At 72.0% G+C, this 18,202-nt stretch carries 18 protein-coding genes; 8 read left to right on the forward strand and 10 right to left on the reverse strand.

Translation table 11 applies throughout. The annotated features are described in order from the left end of the window. Positions 1–39 precede the first annotated feature (39 nt). Positions 40–972, forward strand: a complete 933-nt coding sequence (locus tag ACWGJM_RS21545; RefSeq protein WP_453413280.1) for a LysR family transcriptional regulator — start codon at positions 40–42, stop codon at positions 970–972. A 28-nt stretch (positions 973–1,000) separates the two neighbouring features. Here the strand turns inward: ACWGJM_RS21545 and ACWGJM_RS21550 are convergent, their stop codons facing one another. Continuing rightward, complete coding sequence (locus ACWGJM_RS21550) at positions 1,001–1,594, reverse strand: HD domain-containing protein (RefSeq protein ID WP_453413281.1); 594 nt, start codon at positions 1,592–1,594, stop codon at positions 1,001–1,003. Between the two features lie 56 nt (positions 1,595–1,650). Between ACWGJM_RS21550 and ACWGJM_RS21555 the strand changes: the two genes are divergently transcribed. The 3 genes from ACWGJM_RS21555 to ACWGJM_RS21565 all read left to right on the forward strand — a co-directional run bounded on the left by ACWGJM_RS21555 (position 1,651) and on the right by ACWGJM_RS21565 (position 3,588). Continuing rightward, a complete protein-coding gene (locus tag ACWGJM_RS21555) occupies positions 1,651–2,346 on the forward strand; it encodes a transmembrane-type terpene cyclase (protein WP_453413282.1) in 696 nt (231 codons plus the stop codon). A gap of 33 nt (positions 2,347–2,379) precedes the next feature. Beyond that, a complete protein-coding gene (locus tag ACWGJM_RS21560; protein ID WP_453413283.1) occupies positions 2,380–3,060 on the forward strand; it encodes a helix-turn-helix transcriptional regulator in 681 nt (226 codons plus the stop codon). Between the two features lie 159 nt (positions 3,061–3,219). Beyond that, positions 3,220–3,588: a cupin domain-containing protein gene (locus ACWGJM_RS21565; protein ID WP_453413391.1), complete on the forward strand. Its 369-nt coding sequence runs from the start codon at positions 3,220–3,222 to the stop codon at positions 3,586–3,588. 215 nt (positions 3,589–3,803) lie between these two features. Here the strand turns inward: ACWGJM_RS21565 and ACWGJM_RS21570 are convergent, their stop codons facing one another. The 3 genes from ACWGJM_RS21570 to ACWGJM_RS21580 form a co-directional block, all read right to left on the reverse strand. Further along, positions 3,804–5,165 (reverse strand): VWA domain-containing protein, encoded by a 1,362-nt coding sequence (locus ACWGJM_RS21570; RefSeq protein WP_453413284.1) that lies wholly within the window; start codon positions 5,163–5,165, stop codon positions 3,804–3,806. Beyond that, positions 5,162–6,019: an AAA family ATPase gene (locus ACWGJM_RS21575; RefSeq protein WP_453413285.1), complete on the reverse strand. Its 858-nt coding sequence runs from the start codon at positions 6,017–6,019 to the stop codon at positions 5,162–5,164. The genes ACWGJM_RS21570 and ACWGJM_RS21575 overlap by 4 nt, the downstream gene beginning before the upstream one ends. 107 nt (positions 6,020–6,126) lie before the next feature. Then, positions 6,127–6,345 carry a zinc-binding dehydrogenase gene (locus tag ACWGJM_RS21580; protein ID WP_453413286.1) on the reverse strand — a complete coding sequence of 73 codons (219 nt, stop codon included), beginning with the start codon at positions 6,343–6,345 and terminating at the stop codon, positions 6,127–6,129. 38 nt (positions 6,346–6,383) lie between these two features. Between ACWGJM_RS21580 and ACWGJM_RS21585 the strand changes: the two genes are divergently transcribed. Beyond that, entirely contained in the window at positions 6,384–6,650 is a 267-nt protein-coding gene (locus tag ACWGJM_RS21585; protein ID WP_453413287.1) for an ArsR/SmtB family transcription factor, read from the forward strand. Here the strand turns inward: ACWGJM_RS21585 and ACWGJM_RS21590 are convergent. The 6 genes from ACWGJM_RS21590 to rhaI all read right to left on the reverse strand — a co-directional run bounded on the left by ACWGJM_RS21590 (position 6,640) and on the right by rhaI (position 14,362). Further along, positions 6,640–7,284 carry a LutC/YkgG family protein gene (locus ACWGJM_RS21590; protein WP_453413288.1) on the reverse strand — a complete coding sequence of 215 codons (645 nt, stop codon included), beginning with the start codon at positions 7,282–7,284 and terminating at the stop codon, positions 6,640–6,642. The two genes, ACWGJM_RS21585 and ACWGJM_RS21590, sit on opposite strands and share 11 nt — an antisense overlap. After that, positions 7,281–8,759, reverse strand: a complete 1,479-nt coding sequence (locus ACWGJM_RS21595; protein WP_453413289.1) for a LutB/LldF family L-lactate oxidation iron-sulfur protein — start codon at positions 8,757–8,759, stop codon at positions 7,281–7,283. Before ACWGJM_RS21595 ends, ACWGJM_RS21590 begins: the two co-directional genes overlap by 4 nt. Beyond that, complete coding sequence (locus tag ACWGJM_RS21600) at positions 8,756–9,511, reverse strand: (Fe-S)-binding protein (protein ID WP_453413290.1); 756 nt, start codon at positions 9,509–9,511, stop codon at positions 8,756–8,758. Before ACWGJM_RS21600 ends, ACWGJM_RS21595 begins: the two co-directional genes overlap by 4 nt. 73 nt (positions 9,512–9,584) lie before the next feature. Further along, positions 9,585–11,048 carry a rhamnulokinase gene (locus ACWGJM_RS21605; RefSeq protein WP_453413291.1) on the reverse strand — a complete coding sequence of 488 codons (1,464 nt, stop codon included), beginning with the start codon at positions 11,046–11,048 and terminating at the stop codon, positions 9,585–9,587. Beyond that, positions 11,045–13,084, reverse strand: a complete 2,040-nt coding sequence (locus ACWGJM_RS21610; RefSeq protein ID WP_453413292.1) for a bifunctional aldolase/short-chain dehydrogenase — start codon at positions 13,082–13,084, stop codon at positions 11,045–11,047. Before ACWGJM_RS21610 ends, ACWGJM_RS21605 begins: the two co-directional genes overlap by 4 nt. A 117-nt stretch (positions 13,085–13,201) precedes the next feature. Beyond that, positions 13,202–14,362: an L-rhamnose isomerase gene (rhaI, locus tag ACWGJM_RS21615; protein WP_453413293.1), complete on the reverse strand. Its 1,161-nt coding sequence runs from the start codon at positions 14,360–14,362 to the stop codon at positions 13,202–13,204. A gap of 262 nt (positions 14,363–14,624) precedes the next feature. On the opposite strand from rhaI, the gene ACWGJM_RS21620 reads away from it, so the two are divergent. From ACWGJM_RS21620 to ACWGJM_RS21630, 3 genes are read left to right on the forward strand one after another with little or no spacing between them, the layout of a single operon-like run. Beyond that, positions 14,625–16,142: a sugar ABC transporter ATP-binding protein gene (locus ACWGJM_RS21620; RefSeq protein ID WP_453413294.1), complete on the forward strand. Its 1,518-nt coding sequence runs from the start codon at positions 14,625–14,627 to the stop codon at positions 16,140–16,142. Then, positions 16,139–17,179, forward strand: coding sequence for an ABC transporter permease (locus tag ACWGJM_RS21625; RefSeq protein WP_453413295.1), 1,041 nt, complete (start codon positions 16,139–16,141; stop codon positions 17,177–17,179). Before ACWGJM_RS21620 ends, ACWGJM_RS21625 begins: the two co-directional genes overlap by 4 nt. Further along, a complete protein-coding gene (locus ACWGJM_RS21630; protein ID WP_453413296.1) occupies positions 17,172–18,164 on the forward strand; it encodes an ABC transporter permease in 993 nt (330 codons plus the stop codon). Before ACWGJM_RS21625 ends, ACWGJM_RS21630 begins: the two co-directional genes overlap by 8 nt. Positions 18,165–18,202: the final 38 nt, after the last annotated feature.

Raw genomic sequence — 18,202 nt, forward strand, 5'->3', positions numbered from 1 at the left:
CATCCAATGAAGGATCCAATGCCTGGCATTGGAAAACCTATGGGTGGCGCGGGGATACTCGGGAGCGTGGACAGCACCTCCCTCGACCTGAACCTCCTGCGCACCTTCCTCGCGGTCTACCGCTCGGGCTCCTTCACCGGCGCCGGCCGGCTGCTGGGGCTGTCACAGCCGACGGTGACCACGCAGATGCGCGCGCTGGAACGGCAGGCCGGGCGGGAGCTGTTCGAGCGGCTGCCGCGGGGCGTCGTGCCGACGGCCGTCGCGGACGAGCTGGCGGCCCGTGTCGCCGCGCCCCTCGACGAGCTCGCCGCCGTCGCCGGGCCGGACCCCGCGGCGGGCGGCCCGGCCGACCCGGTCCATCTGGCCGGGCCGGCCGAACTCCTCTGCACGCGCGCACTGCCCGCCCTGGCGCCGCTGGTGGCCGAAGGCGTACGGCTGCGCGTGGCGACCGGACTGACCGACCCGCTGCTCGACGAACTCCGGGCGGGCCACCACGACCTGGTCATCGCGACCTCCCGGCCGCGCGGCCGCACGCTGAGCGCGGTCCCGCTGGCGGACGAGGAGTTCGTCCTGGTCGCCGCCCCCGTGTGGGCCCGGCGGGTGAAGGAACGGCTGGCCGTCGACGGGCCCGCCGTCCTGCACTCCGTGCCCCTGATCACATACGCGGAAGACCTTCCGATCGCCCGCCGCTACTGGCGCCACGCCTTCGGCCGGCGGCTCTCCTGCCCCGCCGCCGTGACCGTGCCCGATCTGCGGGGGGTACTGGCGGCCGTGGCCGCGGGCGCGGGCTTCACCGTCCTGCCCCGCTACCTCTGCCTCGACCAGCTCGCCTCCGGCGCGCTCGTCCCGCTCCACGAACCCGACGACCCGCCCATCAACACGGGCTTCCTCGTCCAGCGCCCCGGCCCGGCGGAGAACCCGGACGTGCCGCGCGTCCGCGACCAGCTGCTGCGGGCGGCGCGGTCCTGGTAGCGGGGGACGCCGTGGCCGCCCGTACGGGTCACCGGACCGGGTGGGACGCCTGGTAGGCCAGTCTCCGGTCGGCGTCCTCGCCGACGTCGGTGAGGAAGGAGTCCAGACGCAGGAACGCCTCCCACGGCGGCCGGCCACCCGCTTCGGCGAGCCGTGCCACGACGAGGTCCTCGAGCTCCGTGACACGCTTGTTCTTCCAGACCTTGTCGGCCAGGCTCACCAGCAAGTCCTCCACGCGGATGCCCGGTTCGGCCCACGACGCGTGCGTCCCGGCGAACCGGGCCAGTTCCGCGTCCACCCCGTGCGCGAGGAGCAGCTCCCGCCCGGCCGCCTCGTGCCGTGCGCCGGGGCCCGACAGCTCGGCGGGGTACAGGGTCTTGCCGATGTCGTGCGTGGCGGCGCCGAAGAGCACCGCGTCCCGGTCGAACTCCAGGCCGGGGCAGTCCTGTTGGACCCAGCCGACGATCCGTACGGCCACGTCGTGCACCGCCCGGAGGTGGGCGACCAGCCGGGGCGGGGCGGCCATGTGCCGCAGCAACTCGGCGACGTGCGCGGGCAGCGGCTCCAGCGAGGGATCCCCGGTGTCGTCCATGGCCGTCGACAGCACGTCGGTAAGGGGCATCGTGCCAGAGTAGTCGCCGGCGCGCACCGGAGCGCGCCACCTGACGGAGGGTCACCATGCGGGCGTTGCACACGGCGTTTCTTCTCGGAACGGGTCTCTTCTGGACGGTCGCCTATGTGCTGCTGATCCGTACGGGGCTGCGGGAGCGGACCTTCGGCATGCCGGTGGTGGCGTTCGCCACCAATCTCAGCTGGGAGTTCATGTTCTCCTTCGTGCGGCCTCAGTCCGGTCTCATGCAGGTGATCAACATCGTGTGGTTCTGCTTCGACCTCGCCATCGGTTACACCGTCGTCCGCTTCGGCCGGGCCGAATTCCCCTACCTGCCCGGCCGGTTGTTCCTGCCGGCACTGGCCGCCGTGCTGCTGCTCGCCTATCCGGGCATGAACTTCGCCTCCGAGCAGTTCGACAACGGCGAGGGCGCCATCACCGCGTTCGGCAGCAACGTGGCGATGTCGGCCATGTTCCTGGGAATGCTCGCCGCCCGCCGGAGCATCCGCGGCCAGTCCCTGGGTATCGCGCTGACCAAGCTCGTCGGTACCGCCTGCGCCTCTCTGACGCTGCTCACCGACCCCGATGCGGTGCCGCGCCACGAGACCGCGCTGATGCACTATTTCTACGTGGCCTGTTTCGTCCTGGACGCGGCCTACGCCTACGGCGTGTACGCGGTACGGCGTCACGCGGGCGAGGCCGGCCGCGCGGCGGCCTCCCCGGCTCCCGGGGCTGGACTCCCCGTACACGGCCTGGACGGGTAGTCTCGTCAGGCACCGCCGAGCGAAGGAGTCCCGATGGCCGACGTGCCCCCCGAGGCGGAGCGGGACGCGATCATCGCCGCGCTGGGTCCGGTCGTCGACGGCATCGTGGCGACCTTCGGCCCGGTCTGCGAGGTGGTCCTGCACGATTACCGGCGGCCGGAGAAGTCGGTGGTCGCCATCGCCGGGGAGGTGACCGGGCGCGCGGTGGGCGGGGCGATGAGCGAGATCGGCATGCGCATGGTCGCCCACGGCGACGCGGCGGCCGACGAGCTGAACTACCTCACGCGGACCCCGGCCGGGAAGCTGGTGAAGTCCTCCACGATGCTGCTCCGGGACTCCGGCGGCGCGGTGTTCGGCGCGCTGTGCGTGAACCTCGACCTCACCGCGCTGACCCAGGCGCACACCCTGCTGGGCGCCCTCGCCGGCACCGGCACGGACACCGCCGAGCCGCCGACCACCGCCTTCGGTGACGACATCGACGCGGTGGTCGACGCCATCGTCGACGCCCACCAGCTGCGGCAGAACGCCGGCTGGTCCCAGCTGGACCGGGCGCAGCGCCTGGAGCTGTTCCGCGGCCTCGACGAACGGGGCGTGTTCGCGGTGCGCCGTGCGGTCGAACAGGTCGCCGGACGCCTCGGGATCTCCCGTGCCTCCGCGTACAACTACCTGGCGCAGGCCAGGGCCGCCGCCGCGCCCGAGGGGGACCGGCCGTAGGGCCCGTCCCCCGGATGGCGGAGCCGGGTCGCGGGGCCGACGATGAAGTGGTGGGGGCCGGTCGTCGTGTGCCGTGACGGGGCCGACGTGGCCGCCGGGTGGCGACGGGCCGGCCCCGGCCGTGGTGAGCGGCCGGAAGGGTAGGACATCGTCATGGCCATGCTGGAAGTGAAGACGGTCGAGAAGCCCGACGAGCGGCGTGACTTCCCCCGGGGCCACCTCGAAGTGGTGCACCTCACGGGGCTCGACTTCGCCGTGGGCACCTTCGAACCGGGCTGGCGCTGGTCGGAGTCCGTGGGCCCGATCGCGGGCACCGCGAGCTGCCAGGTCCACCACAACGGCTATGTCGTGCAGGGGCGGATGCGCGTGCGGATGGACGGGGAGGGCGGCGAGGCCGAGATCGGCCCTGGCGACGTCTTCGTGTCCCCGCCCGGCCACGACGCCTGGGTGGTCGGTGACGAACCGGTCGTCGTGTACGACTTCGCCGGGCAGATGGCGACGGAGTACGCGAAGGCATCGGGGACGTAGCGGACGGTGCCGGCACCCGATGCGGGTCGGGCGGCGGCGCACGGGCTGCCTGAGGGCGCGGCCGGGTGCCGCTGCGGGAGCGCCGCGCGGGTGTGGAGGCGGCGCGGCGCCATGAATGACCCGGCGGCAGACTGGTCACGGCCCTCGCGCCCGCCGCGAGGGCCGTGACCCTCGTCCGCTCCGGCCCTCGCACGGCCGGCCGGCTCACCGCGGTGTCACACCGGCAGCAGCCGCCCGATCAGCCCCCCGAGCTGCCCGGCCGTGCGGCACTCGTGCATCTCGACCAGCTCCGCGTAGGCGGGCGCGGCCGAGTCGCCCGTGCCCCACTGGGGGCGCGGTTCGGGGTTCAGCCAGTAGAACCGGCGGGCCCGTCCGGCGACGTGGCGTACGGCGGCCAGGTTGGGGTCGCTCATGTTGGTGCGGGCGTCACCGAGCACGAACACGGTGGTGCGCGGGCCGACCGCGTCGCCGTACCGCTCCGCGAACTCGCCCAGTGCCACGCCGTAGTCGCTGCTGCCGTGCCAGCCGGTGAGGGTGGCCTCGGCACGGATGCGGGCGCCGAGACCCTCCGGGTCGGCGGCGCCGTGCTCGAGCAGCCCGGTCACCTCGTCGAGCCGGTTGACGAAGGCGAACACCCGCACCTTGCTGAACTGGTCGTGCAGCGCCTGCACCAGCAGCATCGTGAAGTCCGAGAAGCCCGACACCGAGCCCGAGACATCGCACAGCAGCACCAGTTCCGGCCGGACCGGACGGCGCCGGCGCAGCACCGGCCGCATCGGCACGCCGCCCGTCGACAGTGACCCGCGCAGGGTCCGGCGCAGGTCGATCGTGCCGCGCGCGGCCCGGCGGCGGCGCGCGGCCAGCCGGGTGGCCAGCTTGCGGGCCAGCGGCCGTACGGTCCGGCGCAGTTCGGCGAGCTGGTCCCGGCCCGCGTACAGGAAGTCCACCCGGTCGGCGGTCGGCGCCACCGCCCGCCGGGCGATCCGCTCCCGGCCGCGCCGCTCGGCGACCCGCCGCCGCGCCTCCGCCGCGACGAGGGCGCGGAAGGCGTCGATACGGCGGCGGATCTCGTCGTCGAGCAACCGGTCGGCGAAGCCAGCCCGCCCCTCCCGCTCCCGCACGCCCGCCCGCACCCGGGCCAGCAGGGTCTGCGGGCGCAGCCGGTCGAGGGTCTGGTGCGCCGACCAGCCGTCCGACTCCGGCGAACTCCCGTACCCGCCCAGCGCGTCGACGGCCTCGGCCGCCAGCCGGGCCATGGCCGCGCGGTCGTCGTCGGCGAGCGCGTCCGCGAGCCGGTCGCGCAGGTCCTCGCGGTCGGCGGGGGCCGCCATGTCCGGGCCGCCGACGCCGCGCGGGAAGTACAGATCGAAGACCGGGTCGAACACCGCCCGCTGTCCCGTGCCGTGCAGCAGGGTCGCCGCCAGTCCCTCGCGCAGCAGCTCCCGGTCCGCGAGGCCGAGCGCCTCCACCGCGTGGGCGGCGTCCACGGTCTCGCCGGTGCCGATCCGCACGCCGTGCGCGCGCAGCGACCCGACCAGGCCGGTCAGCCGGTCGGTGACCCCGGTGGGGGTGCTCACAGGGCGTCCAGGTCGAGTTTGGCGGCGGCCTTCAGGATGTCGTCCTGGTGCTTGAGCACGACTCCGAGGCTGTCGCGTACGACGGTCTCGTCGAGCGTGCCGGCGCCCAGCGCGAGCAGTGTGCGCGCCCAGTCGATGGTCTCCGCCACCGAGGGCACCTTGCGCAGGTCCATGGCGCGCAGCGCGCCGATCACCCGCACCACCGACTCGGCCAGCGCCTCGTCGAGCCCCGGCACCTTCAGCCGTACGATGCGCCGCTCCAGCTCCTCCTCGGGGAAGCCGATGTGCAGGAAGAGGCAGCGGCGGCGCAGTGCCTCCGACAGCTCGCGGCTGGCGTTGGAGGTGAGCACGACGAACGGGCGCCGGGTCGCGGTGACCGTACCCAGCTCGGGCACGGTCACCTGGAAGTCGCTGAGCACCTCCAGCAGCAGCCCCTCCACCTCGACGTCCGCCTTGTCGGTCTCGTCGATCAGCAGCACCTTGGGCTCGTCGCCGCGGATGGCCGTCAGCAGGGGCCGGGGCAGCAGGAACTCCTCACTGAAGATGTCCGTGCGTGCCTCGTCCCAGGTCTCGTCGCGGCCCGCGCTGATGCGCAGCAGCTGCTTGGCGTGGTTCCACTCGTACAGCGCCCGCGACTCGTCGACGCCCTCGTAGCACTGCAACCGGACCAGCCGCGCCCCCGCGACCTCGGCCACGGCCTTGGCGAGCTCGGTCTTGCCGACCCCGGCCGGGCCCTCCACCAGCAGCGGCTTGCCCAGCCGGTCGGCGAGGAAGACGGTCGTGGCGACGGCGGGCGAGGCCAGGTAGCCGGTCTCGGCCAGGCGGGCGGAGACGTCGTCGACGGATGTGAACAACGGGGCCTCCGGGTGCGAGGTCGGGCGTCGGGTCCAGGCTCCTATCTAAGCGCTTGTTCAGCGGTGCTGTCACGTGCCTTCCTGTGCCGACGGCCCAGCGGGACCGTTCAGTGCGACACGGTCACCACGATCTTGCCGAGCCGCGTCCCCGACTCCATGTGCCGGTGAGCGGCCACGATCTCCTCCAGTGGGAAGAGGCGGTCCACGACCGGACGCAGGGTGCCGGTGCGCAGGCCGGAGGTGACGAAGGCGGTGGCGCGGCGCATCCGCACCGGGTCCCGGGTGATCTCCAGGATGGTGTACGTCCGTATCTTCAGCGCGGGCATGCCCAGTTCGACGCCCGCCGCCTCGTTGCCGAGCCAAGGTGCTCGAAGCCCTCGTCGCCCCGGTACGCCGGAGCATCGTCGGCCAACTGGCCGCATCGACCGAGGACATCGCCTGCGGGGGCTTCGACCTGCCGGTCAGCAAGTCGACCGCCACGCACCATTTCAAGGTGCGGCGGGAGGCGGGCCTGATCCGGCAGTACTCCGTGGGGACCTCGCGGATGAACACGCTGCGCCGCGCCGAGACGGACGAGGTGTTCCCCGGTCTCCCCGACGCGGTGACCCCGCGGCGCCCGGTCAGCGGCTGACCAGCACGACCTCCAGCACCCGCGGCCCGTGCACACCCTCCACCCGGTCCAGTTCGATGTCGCTGGTCGCCGACGGGCCGGAGATCCAGGTCAGCGGGCGGGTGGGGTCGAGGCGTTCGAGGGCCTGGGGGACGGAGGCGACGACCTGGTCGGGGACACGGACGACGCAGATGTGGTGGTCGGGGACGAGGGTGATGCGCCGACGGCCCTGGTCGGGGGAGCCGTCGAGGACGAGGGTGCCGGTCTCGGCCACGGCCACGGCGCAGGCCGTGACCACGCTGTCGACCCGGTCGAGTTCGTGCGGGGTGCTCTCGGCCAGATCCGCGAGCTGTTCGGCTTTGGTCCGTGAGAGCCACTGCGGGGCCAGTCCCGGTGGCACGACCACCGTCCGCGAACCCCGCTCGCCGAGCAGCCGGCCGACGACGCCGGCCAGTTCGTCAGTGGTGCACCGGTGCACGAGCGCCCGGTAGTCCGCCAGGTTCTCGGCCAGCAGATCCACCGTCCGCTCGACGCCGCGGTCCCCGTGCTCGCGCAGATAGTCACGCTGAACCGCCTGCTCATACGGCCTGTCGTCCGGTCCCGCGTCCGCGAGCGCGCGCCGCACCCGGCCCAGGATCCGTTCCCTGCTGCTCACTTGGCGCCGCCCTTTCCGCCGTTGGTGCGCTGCCACCAGTCGCGGAACGGTTCCGCGGGTACCGCCGGCAGATCACGGGTGCCGCTCCAGGCCCTGCCCGGGCCGGGCAGTGTCCGTGGATGGAGGCGGCGGGTGCGCGAGGCGAGCCGCTGCCCGGTACGCAGGGCGCCCGGATGCGTGAACGCCCAGCGGGCCGCCCGCATCGCCGCGCGCTCGGCGGCGTGCCCCTTCGCGGGCTGGAGCACCACCTTGTTGCCCTCCCGCGTCACCGCCCCGCCCTCGACGACCCGCTCCCGCAGGTGCACCAGCACCTCGGGGATGTCGATGGCGACCGGGCAGACCTCATAGCAGGCGCCGCACAGGGAGGACGCGTACGGCAGGGAGGCGTCGATCTCGCTCCACGTTCCCCTCAGTTGGGGGCTGAGGATCGCGCCGATGGGGCCGGGGTAGACCGAGCCGTACGCGTGGCCGCCCGCCCGCTCGTACACCGGGCAGACGTTGAGGCAGGCCGAGCAGCGGATGCAGCGCAGCGCCTGGCGGCCGACCTCGTCGGCGAGGGTGTCGGTGCGGCCGTTGTCGAGGAGGACCAGGTGGAACGTGCGCGGGCCGTCCTCGTCGGTGGTACCGGTCCACATGCTCGTGTACGGGTTCATGCGCTCGGCGGTCGAGGAGCGGGGGAGCGTCTGAAGGAAGACCTCCAGGTCCCGCCAGCTCGGCACGATCTTCTCGATGCCGACCACCGAGATCAGCGTCTCGGGCAGGGTCAGGCACATCCGGCCGTTGCCCTCGGACTCGACGACCACGAGCGTGCCGGTCTCCGCCACCATGAAGTTGGCGCCGGAGATGCCGACCTTGGCCCGCAGGAACTTCTCCCGCAGGTGCAGCCGGGCCGCCTCCGCGAGTTCGGCGGGCGTGTCGGTCAGGCCCTCGGGGGCCGGGCGGCCCCACTCCCGCATCTCGCTGCGGAAGATGTCCCGGATCTCGGCCCGGTTGCGGTGGATGGCGGGGACGAGGATGTGTGAGGGCCGGTCCTTGCCCAACTGCACGATCAGCTCGGCGAGATCGGTCTCGTAGGCGCGGATGCCCTCGGCCTCGAGCGCCTCGTTGAGTCCGATCTCCTGCGTGGCCATCGACTTGACCTTGACGACCTCCGACTCGCCGGTGGCCTTGACCAGGCCGGCGACGATCCGGTTGGCCTCGTCGGCGTCGGCCGCCCAGTGGACGGTGCCGCCCGCCGCCGTGACGGACTCCTCCAACTGCACGAGATAGCGGTCCAGCTGACGGAGCGTATGGTCCTTGATCCGCTTGCCGGCCTCGCGCAGCTCCGCCCAGTCGGACAGCTCCGACACGGCCTTCGCCCGCTTGGCGCGGATGGTGTGGGTGGCGTGCCGGAGGTTGCCGCGCAGGGTCCGATTGCCGACCGCCTCCCGCGCGGCCTCCGGAAACGCAGGCATTCCCAGATACGTCCCGCTCATACCGCCGGCTCCTCCTCCGTGCTCGCCAGGATCTCCGCGATGTGCACCGGCCGCACGCCCGACTTGAGCCGGGTCATGGTCCCGCCGATGTGCATCAGGCAGGAGTTGTCGGCCGCGCACAGCACCTCGGCGCCGGTGGACTCGGCGCCTCGCACCTTGTCCGCGCCCATAGCAGCCGAGACGTCGGGGTTCTTCACCGCGAACGTCCCGCCGAAGCCGCAGCACTCCTCGGCACCCGGGAGTTCCACCAGCTCCAGCCCCTTCACGGCCCGGAGCAGCCGCAAGGGGCGGTCCCCGAGACCCAGGCCGCGCAGCCCGTGACAGGTGGGGTGGTACGTCACCCGGTGCGGATAGTACGCCCCGACGTCCGTCACCCCCAGCACGTCCACCAGGAACTCCGTCAGCTCGTACGTCTTCGGCACCACCGGCGCCAGCACGGCCGCGAGCGCGTCCCCGCGTCCCTCGGCGCGCGCTCGTTCGCCCATGCGCGGATACAGCTCCCGCACCATCGCCCCGCAGGACCCGGAGGGCGTCACGATCGCCTCGTACTCCCGGAAGACATCGGAGAAATGCCGTGCGAGCGGCTCGGCCTCATGGCGGTAGCCGGTGTTGTAGTGCGCCTGCCCGCAGCACGTCTGGGCCATCGGGAAGTCGACCTCGACGCCCAGTCTGGTCAGCAGTTTCACCACCGCCCGGCCGGTGTCCGGATAGAGCGTGTCGTTGACACAGGTCAGGAACAGGGCGACACGCATCGCGGCTCCTTGGGGTCGGTCATCGGACGAGTGCAGCGTAATGGGCGACGCAAGGCCGGGGGAGTCCCCCGGCTCACGGCGCGGCGAGCCGGGCCTGGGCCCGCCGCCACCGCGCCGGGTCGCCCTGCGGCTCGTACCGCGTCAGCGGCTGCGTACGCACCAGCAGCCGCCGCATGCCGGCGAGGTCACCGGCCGGCCCGTGCGCCCGCGCCTGCACCAGTACGTTGCCGAGCGCGGCCGCCTCCGCGGGCCCGGCGACCACCGGCAGCCCGCAGGCGTCGGCGGTGAGCTGGCACAGCAGCGCGTTGCGGGTGCCGCCGCCGACGACGTGCACCACGTCGACGGGATGCCCGGCCAGCCGCTGGGCGTCCTCGACGGCCCGCCGGTGGGCGAGCGCGAGGGAGTCGAGGATGCAGCGCGTCACCTCGCCCCGGGTCTCCGGCACCGGCTGACCGGACGCCCGGCATACCTCGGCGATCCGCTCCGGCATCCGGCCCGGCGCCAGGAAACCGGCGTCCCCCGCGTCCACCACCGACCGCAGCGCGGGCACGGTGGCCGCCTCGCGCAGCAGCCCGCCGAGATCCGGGTTCCCCCAGGCCCGTACGCACTCCTGGAGCAGCCACAGTCCCATGATGTTGCGGAGATAGCGGACCGTGCCGTCCAGGCCGAGCTCGTTCGTGAAGTTCGCCGCCCGGCTCTCCTCGGTGAGTACCGGACTTGTCAGCTCCAGCCCGGCCAGCGACCAGGTGCCGGTGCAGATGTAGGCGAACCGTTCGCCCTCGGCGGGTACGGCGGCCACCGCGGAGGCGGTGTCGTGCGAGCCGACCGCGGTCACCGGCACCGGCCCGGCCAGCCCGGTCTCCTCCAGCACCTCCGCCCGCAGCATCCCGGCCGGGTCCCCCGGCTGCCGCAGCGGGGCGAACAGGCCGAGGTCGATGCCCAGCCGGGCGGCGACCTGGTGCGACCAGTCGCGCGTACGGGGATCGATGAGCTGGGTGGTGGAGGCGTTGGTCAGTTCCGTGCCCTGCTCACCGGTCAGCCAGTACGTCAGCAGATCCGGAATGAGCAACAGCCGCTCGGCGACGCCCAGTTGGGCCGTCGAGCGGGCGGCCGTCAGCTGGTACAGGGTGTTGAAGGGGGCGTACTGGATGCCGGTCGCCGCGTACAGCTCGGCGGCGGGCACGCTCGCCCGCACCTTCTCCGCGACGCCCTCCGTACGGGCGTCGCGGTAGTGCACGGGGTTGCCCAGCAGGGCTCCGTCGGCGTCCAGCAGGCCGTAGTCCACCGCCCAGCTGTCGATACCGACGGAATCGAGCCGCCCCCCGCACTCGGCGCCGGCCGTCCGCAGCCCGTCCAGCAGCCCCGCGTACAGCCCGAGCACGTCCCAGCGCAGTCCCTCGGGCACGCGCACCGGCCGGTTGGGGAAACGGTGCGCCTCGCTCAGCTGAAGCGAGCCGGGGCCGACGCGGCCGACCATGACGCGCCCGCTGGACGCGCCGAGGTCGACCGCGGCGTACGACTTCAGGGCGGCGCTCACCGCAGGAACGCGGCCGCCACACCCGCGTCGACGGGGATGTGCAGTCCCGTGGTGTGCGTGAGGTCCCCGCCGGTGAGCGCGAAGACGGCGTTCGCCACGTGCTCGGGCAGCACCTCCCGCTTGAGGATGGTCCGCTGTGCGTAGAACTCGCCCAGCTTCTCCTCCTCCACCCCGTACACGGCGGCCCGCTGCGCACCCCAGCCGCCCGCGAAGATCCCGGAGCCGCGGACCACCCCGTCCGGGTTGATCCCGTTGACGCGGATCCCGTGCTCACCCAGCTCGGCGGCGAGCAGCCGCACCTGGTGGGCCTGGTCGGCCTTGGTGGCGGAGTAGGCGATGTTGTTCGGCCCCGCGAAGACGGCGTTCTTGCTGACGATGTAGACGATGTCCCCGCCCAGCCCCTGCGCGGTCATCACCCGGGCCGCCTCCCGCGACACCAGGAACGAACCGCGGGCCATGATGTCGTGCTGGACGTCCCAGTCCTTCGCCGACGTCTCCAGCAGCGGCTTGGAGAGGGAGATGCCGGCGTTGTTGACCACCAGGTCCACGCCGCCGAAGGCGAGCACCGCCGCCTTGAAGGCCCCGGCGATCTGCTCCTCGGACGTGACGTCCACGGTCACGGCGACTGCCTTGTCCGCCCCGCCCAGCTCCTCGGCGACCTTGGCGGCGTTCCGGGCGTCGAGGTCGGCGACCACGACACACGCCCCCTCGGCCAGCAGCCGGTGGGCGATCGCCTTCCCGATCCCGCTGCCCGCGCCCGTCACCAGCGCCACCCGGGTCGCCAGCGGCTTGGGCCCCGGCATCCGCTGGAGCTTGGCCTCCTCCAGCGCCCAGTACTCGATACGGAACTTCTCCGACTCCTCGATCGGCGCGTACGCCGACACCGCCTCGGCGCCCCGCATCACATTGATCGCGTTGACGTAGAACTCGCCGGCCACCCGCGCGGTCTGCTTGTCCTTGCCGAAGGAGAACATGCCCACACCCGGCACGAGCACGATCGCCGGGTCAGCGCCGCGCATGGCGGGGGAGTCGGGCAGGGCATACCTGCGGTAGTAGGCGGCGTACTCCTCGCGGTACTCCGCATGGAGTTCCTTCAGCCGCGCGACCGCCTCGTCCAGGGGAGCCGTGGGCGGCAGGTCCAGCACGAGCGGCCGCACCTTGGTCCGCAGGAAGTGGTCCGGGCAGGACGTCCCCAGCGCGGCGAGCCGCGGATGCCCGGCCCGTGCGAGGAAGTCGAGGACCACCGCACTGTCGTCGAAGTGCCCGACCTGCGCCCTGTCCCGGGAGGCGATCGCCCGGACGTACGGCGCCAGGGCCGCCGCCCGCTCCCGCCGTTCGCCCTCGGGCAGTCCCTCGTACCCCTCGATGACCGCCCCGAAGGGCTCGGCCTTGCCGCGCTCCTTCAGGAACGCCTCGGCGGTACGGATGATGTGCAGCGAGTTCCGCTCGCACTCCTCGGACGTGGCGCCCCACGCGGTGATCCCGTGCCCGCCGAGCACGCACCCGACGGCCTGCGGATTGGCCTCCTTGACCGCCGCGATGTCCAGCCCCAGCTGGAAGCCCGGCCGGCGCCACGGCACCCACACCACCGTGTCGCCGAAGCACTCGGCGGTCAGCTTCTCCCCGTCCGCCGCACAGGCCAGCGCGATACCGGAATCCGGGTGCAGATGATCCACGTGCGGCGCGTCCACCAGTCCGTGCATCGCCGTGTCGATGGAGGGAGCCGCCCCGCCCTTGCCGTGCAGGCAGTAGTCGAACGCGGCGACCATCTCGTCCTCCCGCTCGACTCCGGGATACACGTCGACGAGCGCCCGCAACCGATCCAGCCGCAACACGGCCAGCCCGGTCTCGGTGAGCGTGCCCAGATCGCCGCCCGATCCCTTCACCCACATGAGCTCCACGTCCCCGCCGGTCACGGGGTCGGTGTCGGTGCCCTTGGCGGAGGCGTTGCCGCCGGCGTAGTTGGTGTTCCGGGGATCGGAGCCGAGCCGGTGGGACCGGGCGAGCAGGGCGGAGGCTTCGGGGTGGGGCGACATAGGAGGTCCTAACTTCTTCGACGTACGTGAGGAGGCGCGCCCCGTCAGGGGCGCGGAGAACTGCGCGACCAGCCACAAACGGCCCGCAGTCCGCGACGAACAGAGTTCGGCAGACGCTCACGCACCCCAACCGGCCTGCTGACCACCCACTCGCTCAGCCACGATCTTCTGAGCCCACCCGGACCGTGCATACGCCCCCAGCGGATCGGGGTCCAGCCCCATCTCCTCCCGCACCTCCCGAAGCAACGGCCGCACATCGGTGTTGTACGCGTCCATCAATACGGCGTTCGCCTCCAGCACATCCCCGGACGCCTGAGCCGCAGCCAACGTCCCCCGATCGACCAGGAGCGCCTTGGCCGTCGCCTCCTGGACATTCATCACCGACCGGATGATCGCCGGAATCTTCGCCTCGATGTTGTGGCACTGGTCCAGCATGAAGGCCACCTCCGAGGTGAGCCCCCCGCCGCGCACCACCTCGTACATGATCCGGAACAGCTGGAACGGATCCGCCGCCCCCACCATCAGGTCGTCGTCCGCGTAGAACCGCGAGTTGAAGTCGAACCCGCCGAGCTTCCCCTCCCGGAGCAGCGTGGCCACGATGAACTCGATGTTGGTCCCCGGAGCGTGATGCCCCGTGTCCACCACGACCTGCGCCTTGGGCCCCAGCTTCAGACAGTGCGCGTACGCGGTCCCCCAGTCGGGAACATCCGTCGAATAGAAGGCGGGCTCGAAGAGCTTGTACTCGAGCAGCATCCGCTGCCCGTCGCCGAGCCGCCCGTACACCTCCGCCAGTCCCTCGGCCAGCCGGTCCTGCCGCTCGCGCAGATCATCCTGGCCGGGATAGTTGGTCCCGTCCGCGAACCACAGCTTCACATCGGCGGAGCCCGTCGCGTCCATGATGTCGACGCACTCCAGCAGATGGTCGACCGCCTTGCGCCGCACCGCCGCATCGGGATGGCAGATGCTGCCGAGCCTGTAGTCGTCGTCCTGGAAGGTGTTGGAGTTGACGGCGCCGAGCCTCACCCCACGGTCCTCGGCGTGCTTGGCCAGGGCGGCGTAGTCGTCCACCTTGTCCCAGGGGATGTGCAGCGCGACGGTCGGGGCCACGCCCGTGACCGCGTGCACCTGCGCCGCGTCGTCCAGCTTCTCCTGCGGTGTCCGGGGCACGCCCGCCTGGGCGAACACCTTGAAACGGGTCCCCGAGTTCCCGTACGCCCACGACGGCGTCTCGACTGCCTGGGTCTTCAGCGCGGCTTTCACCGCGGCGAGGTCGGTCACTTCGGGCTCCTGTGACATCGGGCCAGAGAGGCTTCAGTGTGAAACGATTCAGGACGGGAAGCTAGGGGGCCCCCGAGGGTGTGTCAACCCCTGCGTCCAGGCCCGTTCTCCGTGATCCGGGCGTGACCTTGTATTATCGAAATCTTTTCGAGCGCTACCCATTGACGTGACATGTCTGCCATGCCTAACGTCCCCGCCATCCAGTTGAAACCTTTCACGACGCCGTGAGGGCCGCCCCGCCGGCGTCGTCGAGGAGCCTCCAATGACCCACCCGTCCGACACGGGACCGGCCCCGGTGCTGGCGCTGAAGGGTGTCTCGAAGTCCTTCGGTGCCGTACGCGCCCTGCGGGACGTCTCCCTGGAGCTGTTCCCCGGCGAAGTGCACGCCCTCGCCGGTGAGAACGGCGCGGGCAAGTCGACGCTGATCAAGACCCTCGCGGGGGTGCACCGACCGGACGCCGGGCAGGTGCTGCTCGACGGCGAGCCGGTCGTCTTCCACGGCCCCGGTGACGCCCGCGACGCCGGTATCGCCGTGATCTACCAGGAGCCCACGCTCTTCCCCGACCTGTCGATCGCCGAGAACATCTTCATGGGCCGGCAGCCCCGCCGGGCCCTCGGCCGCATCGACCACAAGGCCACCCACGCGGCGACCGCCGCCCTGATGAAGCGGCTCGGCGTCGTCCTCGACCCCGACCGCCCGGCCCGCGGGCTGTCCATCGCCGACCAGCAGATCGTGGAGATCGCCAAGGCGCTCTCCTTCGACGCCCGTGTACTGATCATGGACGAGCCGACGGCCGCCCTGACCGGCAGCGAGGTGGCCCGTCTCTTCGGCGTGGTCCGCACCCTGCGCGAGCAGGGCGCCGCGGTGCTGTTCATCTCGCACCGGCTGGAGGAGATCTTCAGGATCTGCGAGCGCGTCACCACACTGCGGGACGGCGCCTGGATCGCGAGCGAACCGGTCGACGGCATGACCGGGGACGATCTGGTACGGCGCATGGTCGGCCGCGACCTCGACGAGCTCTACCCGAAGCAGGACGTCGAGCCGGGCGAAGTCGCCCTGAGCGTGCGCCGGCTGACCCGCGAGGGCGTCTTCACCGACGTCTCCTTCGAGGTGCGGTGCGGTGAGATCGTCGGTCTCGCCGGGCTGGTCGGCGCCGGACGCACGGAGGTCGCGCGAGCCGTCTTCGGCGTCGACCGGTGGGACGCGGGTGAGGTGGAGGTCGCCGGGCGGAAGCTGACGAACGGCGCGCCCTCCGTCGCGATGGCCGCCGGGCTGGCCCTCGTCCCCGAGGACCGGCGCGCCCAGGGCCTGGTGATGGACATGTCCATCGAGCGGAACATCGGCCTGACCGGACTGCGGACGACGGTGAAGGCCGGGCTGATGGACCGGGGCGCCGAACGCAGCCGGTCCCTCGACTGGGCGGTCAGGCTCCAGGTGAAGTACGCCCGGATCGCCGACACCGTGTCCACCCTGTCCGGCGGCAACCAGCAGAAGGTCGTCCTCGCCAAGTGGCTGGCCACCGGCCCCAAGGTGCTGATCGTCGACGAGCCGACCCGCGGGATCGACGTCGGCACCAAGGCCGAAGTGCACCGTCTGCTCAGCGAGTTGGCCGCCGACGGGGTGGCCGTCCTGATGATCTCCTCCGACCTGCCCGAGATCCTCGGCATGGCCGACCGCGTGCTGGTGATGCACGAGGGCCGGCTCACCGCCGAGATCCCCCGCTCCGACGCCACCGAGGAAACCGTGATGGCCGCAGCCACGGGGAGGGCCGCAGCATGACGGTGGCCGCTCCCGAAGAAACCCCTGTCGCCGAGGTGGCCAAGTCCACCGGCACCCGGCTGGTCGACCGTGTCTTCAAGATGCGCGAACTCGCCATCCTCGTCGTCTTCCTGGTGATGGTCGCCGTCACGCAGGCCGGCAACAGCGAGTTCCTGTCCGAGCAGGGCATCAAGGACCTGCTCCTCAACGCGACCATCCTGGTCCTCGTCGCCACCGGCCAGTCGCTGGTGGTCATCACCCGCAACGTCGACCTGTCCGTCGGTTCGACGCTCGGCATCAGCGCGTTCGCCGCCGGCACCTGTCTGCACGGCGGTGGGAACGCGGTCGTCGCGACCGTCCTCGCGGTCCTGCTCGGCATCGGCTGCGGCCTGCTGAACGGTCTGCTCGTCAGCCTCGGCCAGGTTCCCGCGCTGGTCGTCACGCTCGGCACGCTCTACATCATCCGCGGCGTCGACTCCATCTGGGTCGGCTCCCGGCAGATCACCGCGGCCGACCTGCCCGGCGGTTTCGTGGACTTCGGTTCCGGCGGCATCTCCGCGGTGCCGTGGCCGGCGCTGATCGCGCTGGCGGTGCTGGTGGCGACGGCGTACTACCTCAAACACTTCGGCAGCGGACGCGAGCTGTACGCCCTCGGTTCGAACCCGGAGGCCGCCCGCCTCGCCGGCATCCCGGTGCGCAAGCGGATCCTGGCCGCCTACACCTTCTGCGGCGGCCTCGCCGGACTCGCGGGCGCCATGTACCTGGCCCGGTTCGGCAACGTCGACTCCGGGACCGGCAACGGCTACGAACTCACCGTCGTCAGCGCCGTCGTGGTCGGCGGGGTGGTCTTCACCGGCGGGTCCGGAAGCGTCTACGGAGCCGCGCTCGGCGCGCTGCTGCTGACCTCCGTCAACAGCGTGCTGCCCGCCCTCGGGGTCAGCTCCGTGTGGGTGCTCGCCATCAACGGTGTCCTGCTGCTGCTCGCCATCGCGGCCGACCGGATCGTCGCACTGCGCCTGGCCTCCGCCCTGAAGAAGAGGAACGCCCGCCATGCCTGACCGCCTGACGCGCGCCATTCGCTGGGACACGGTGGTCGGCGCGCTCCTGATCGTCCTGCTCCTGCTGTCGTTCGGCTTCGTCGACGGCTTCGGCAACGCCCTCAACCTGTCATTCCTCCTGGGTAACACCCTGCCGATCGCGCTCATCGCCCTGCCGATGACCCTGCTGGTCGTCGCCGGGGACATCGACCTGTCCGTCGCCTCGACGGCCGGGCTGTCCGGCGCGGTGATGGGCAAGCTGTGGAACGAGGGCATGGCCATCGAGACGATCATCCCGGTCTGCCTGCTGCTCGGGGTGGTCTGCGGGCTGGTCAACGGCCTGCTCGTGACCAGGCTCGGCCTGCCGTCCCTCGCCGTCACCATCGGCACCCTCGCCGCCTACCGGGGCATCGCGCAGATCGTGCTCGGCTCGGACGCGGTGACCGACTTCCCCACGCAGTACCTGGACTTCGCGGCCGGACGCGTCGGCACCAGCTTCCTGCCGCAGGCCTTCCTGCCCTTCCTGGTGCTGCTCGCGATCGCCGTGGTCGTGCTGCACGCCACCCCGTTCGGCCGGTCGCTGTTCGCGGTCGGCGCCAGCGAGGAGGCCGCCCGGTTCGCCGGGATCCGGGTGAAGCGGGCCAAGCTGATCCTGTTCACCGTCACCGGCCTCATGGCCTCCCTCACCGGCATCTTCTGGGCCCTGCACTACGCCAGCGCCCGCTACGACAACGCCACCGGGCTCGAACTCTCCGTCGTCGCGGCCGTCCTGCTCGGCGGCATCGACTTCGACGGCGGCAAGGGCACGCTCGGCGGTGCGATCGCGGGTGTGTTCCTGCTCGGCGCGCTCCAGAACGTGATGAGCCTGCTCAACGTCTCCGCGCAGTCGCAGATCGTCGTCACCGGCGTGCTGCTCGTCATCTCCGTGCTCGGCCCCCGGGTCGCGCGCCAGATCTCCGTCGCGAGGGCAGGCCGCCGAGCCGCCGCCTCGACAGCGACGCCGTAACTCCGCTCCTCCCTCGCCTCCTCCCTCGTCAAGGACGT

The organism is Streptomyces sp. NPDC054834, from assembly GCF_053611185.1.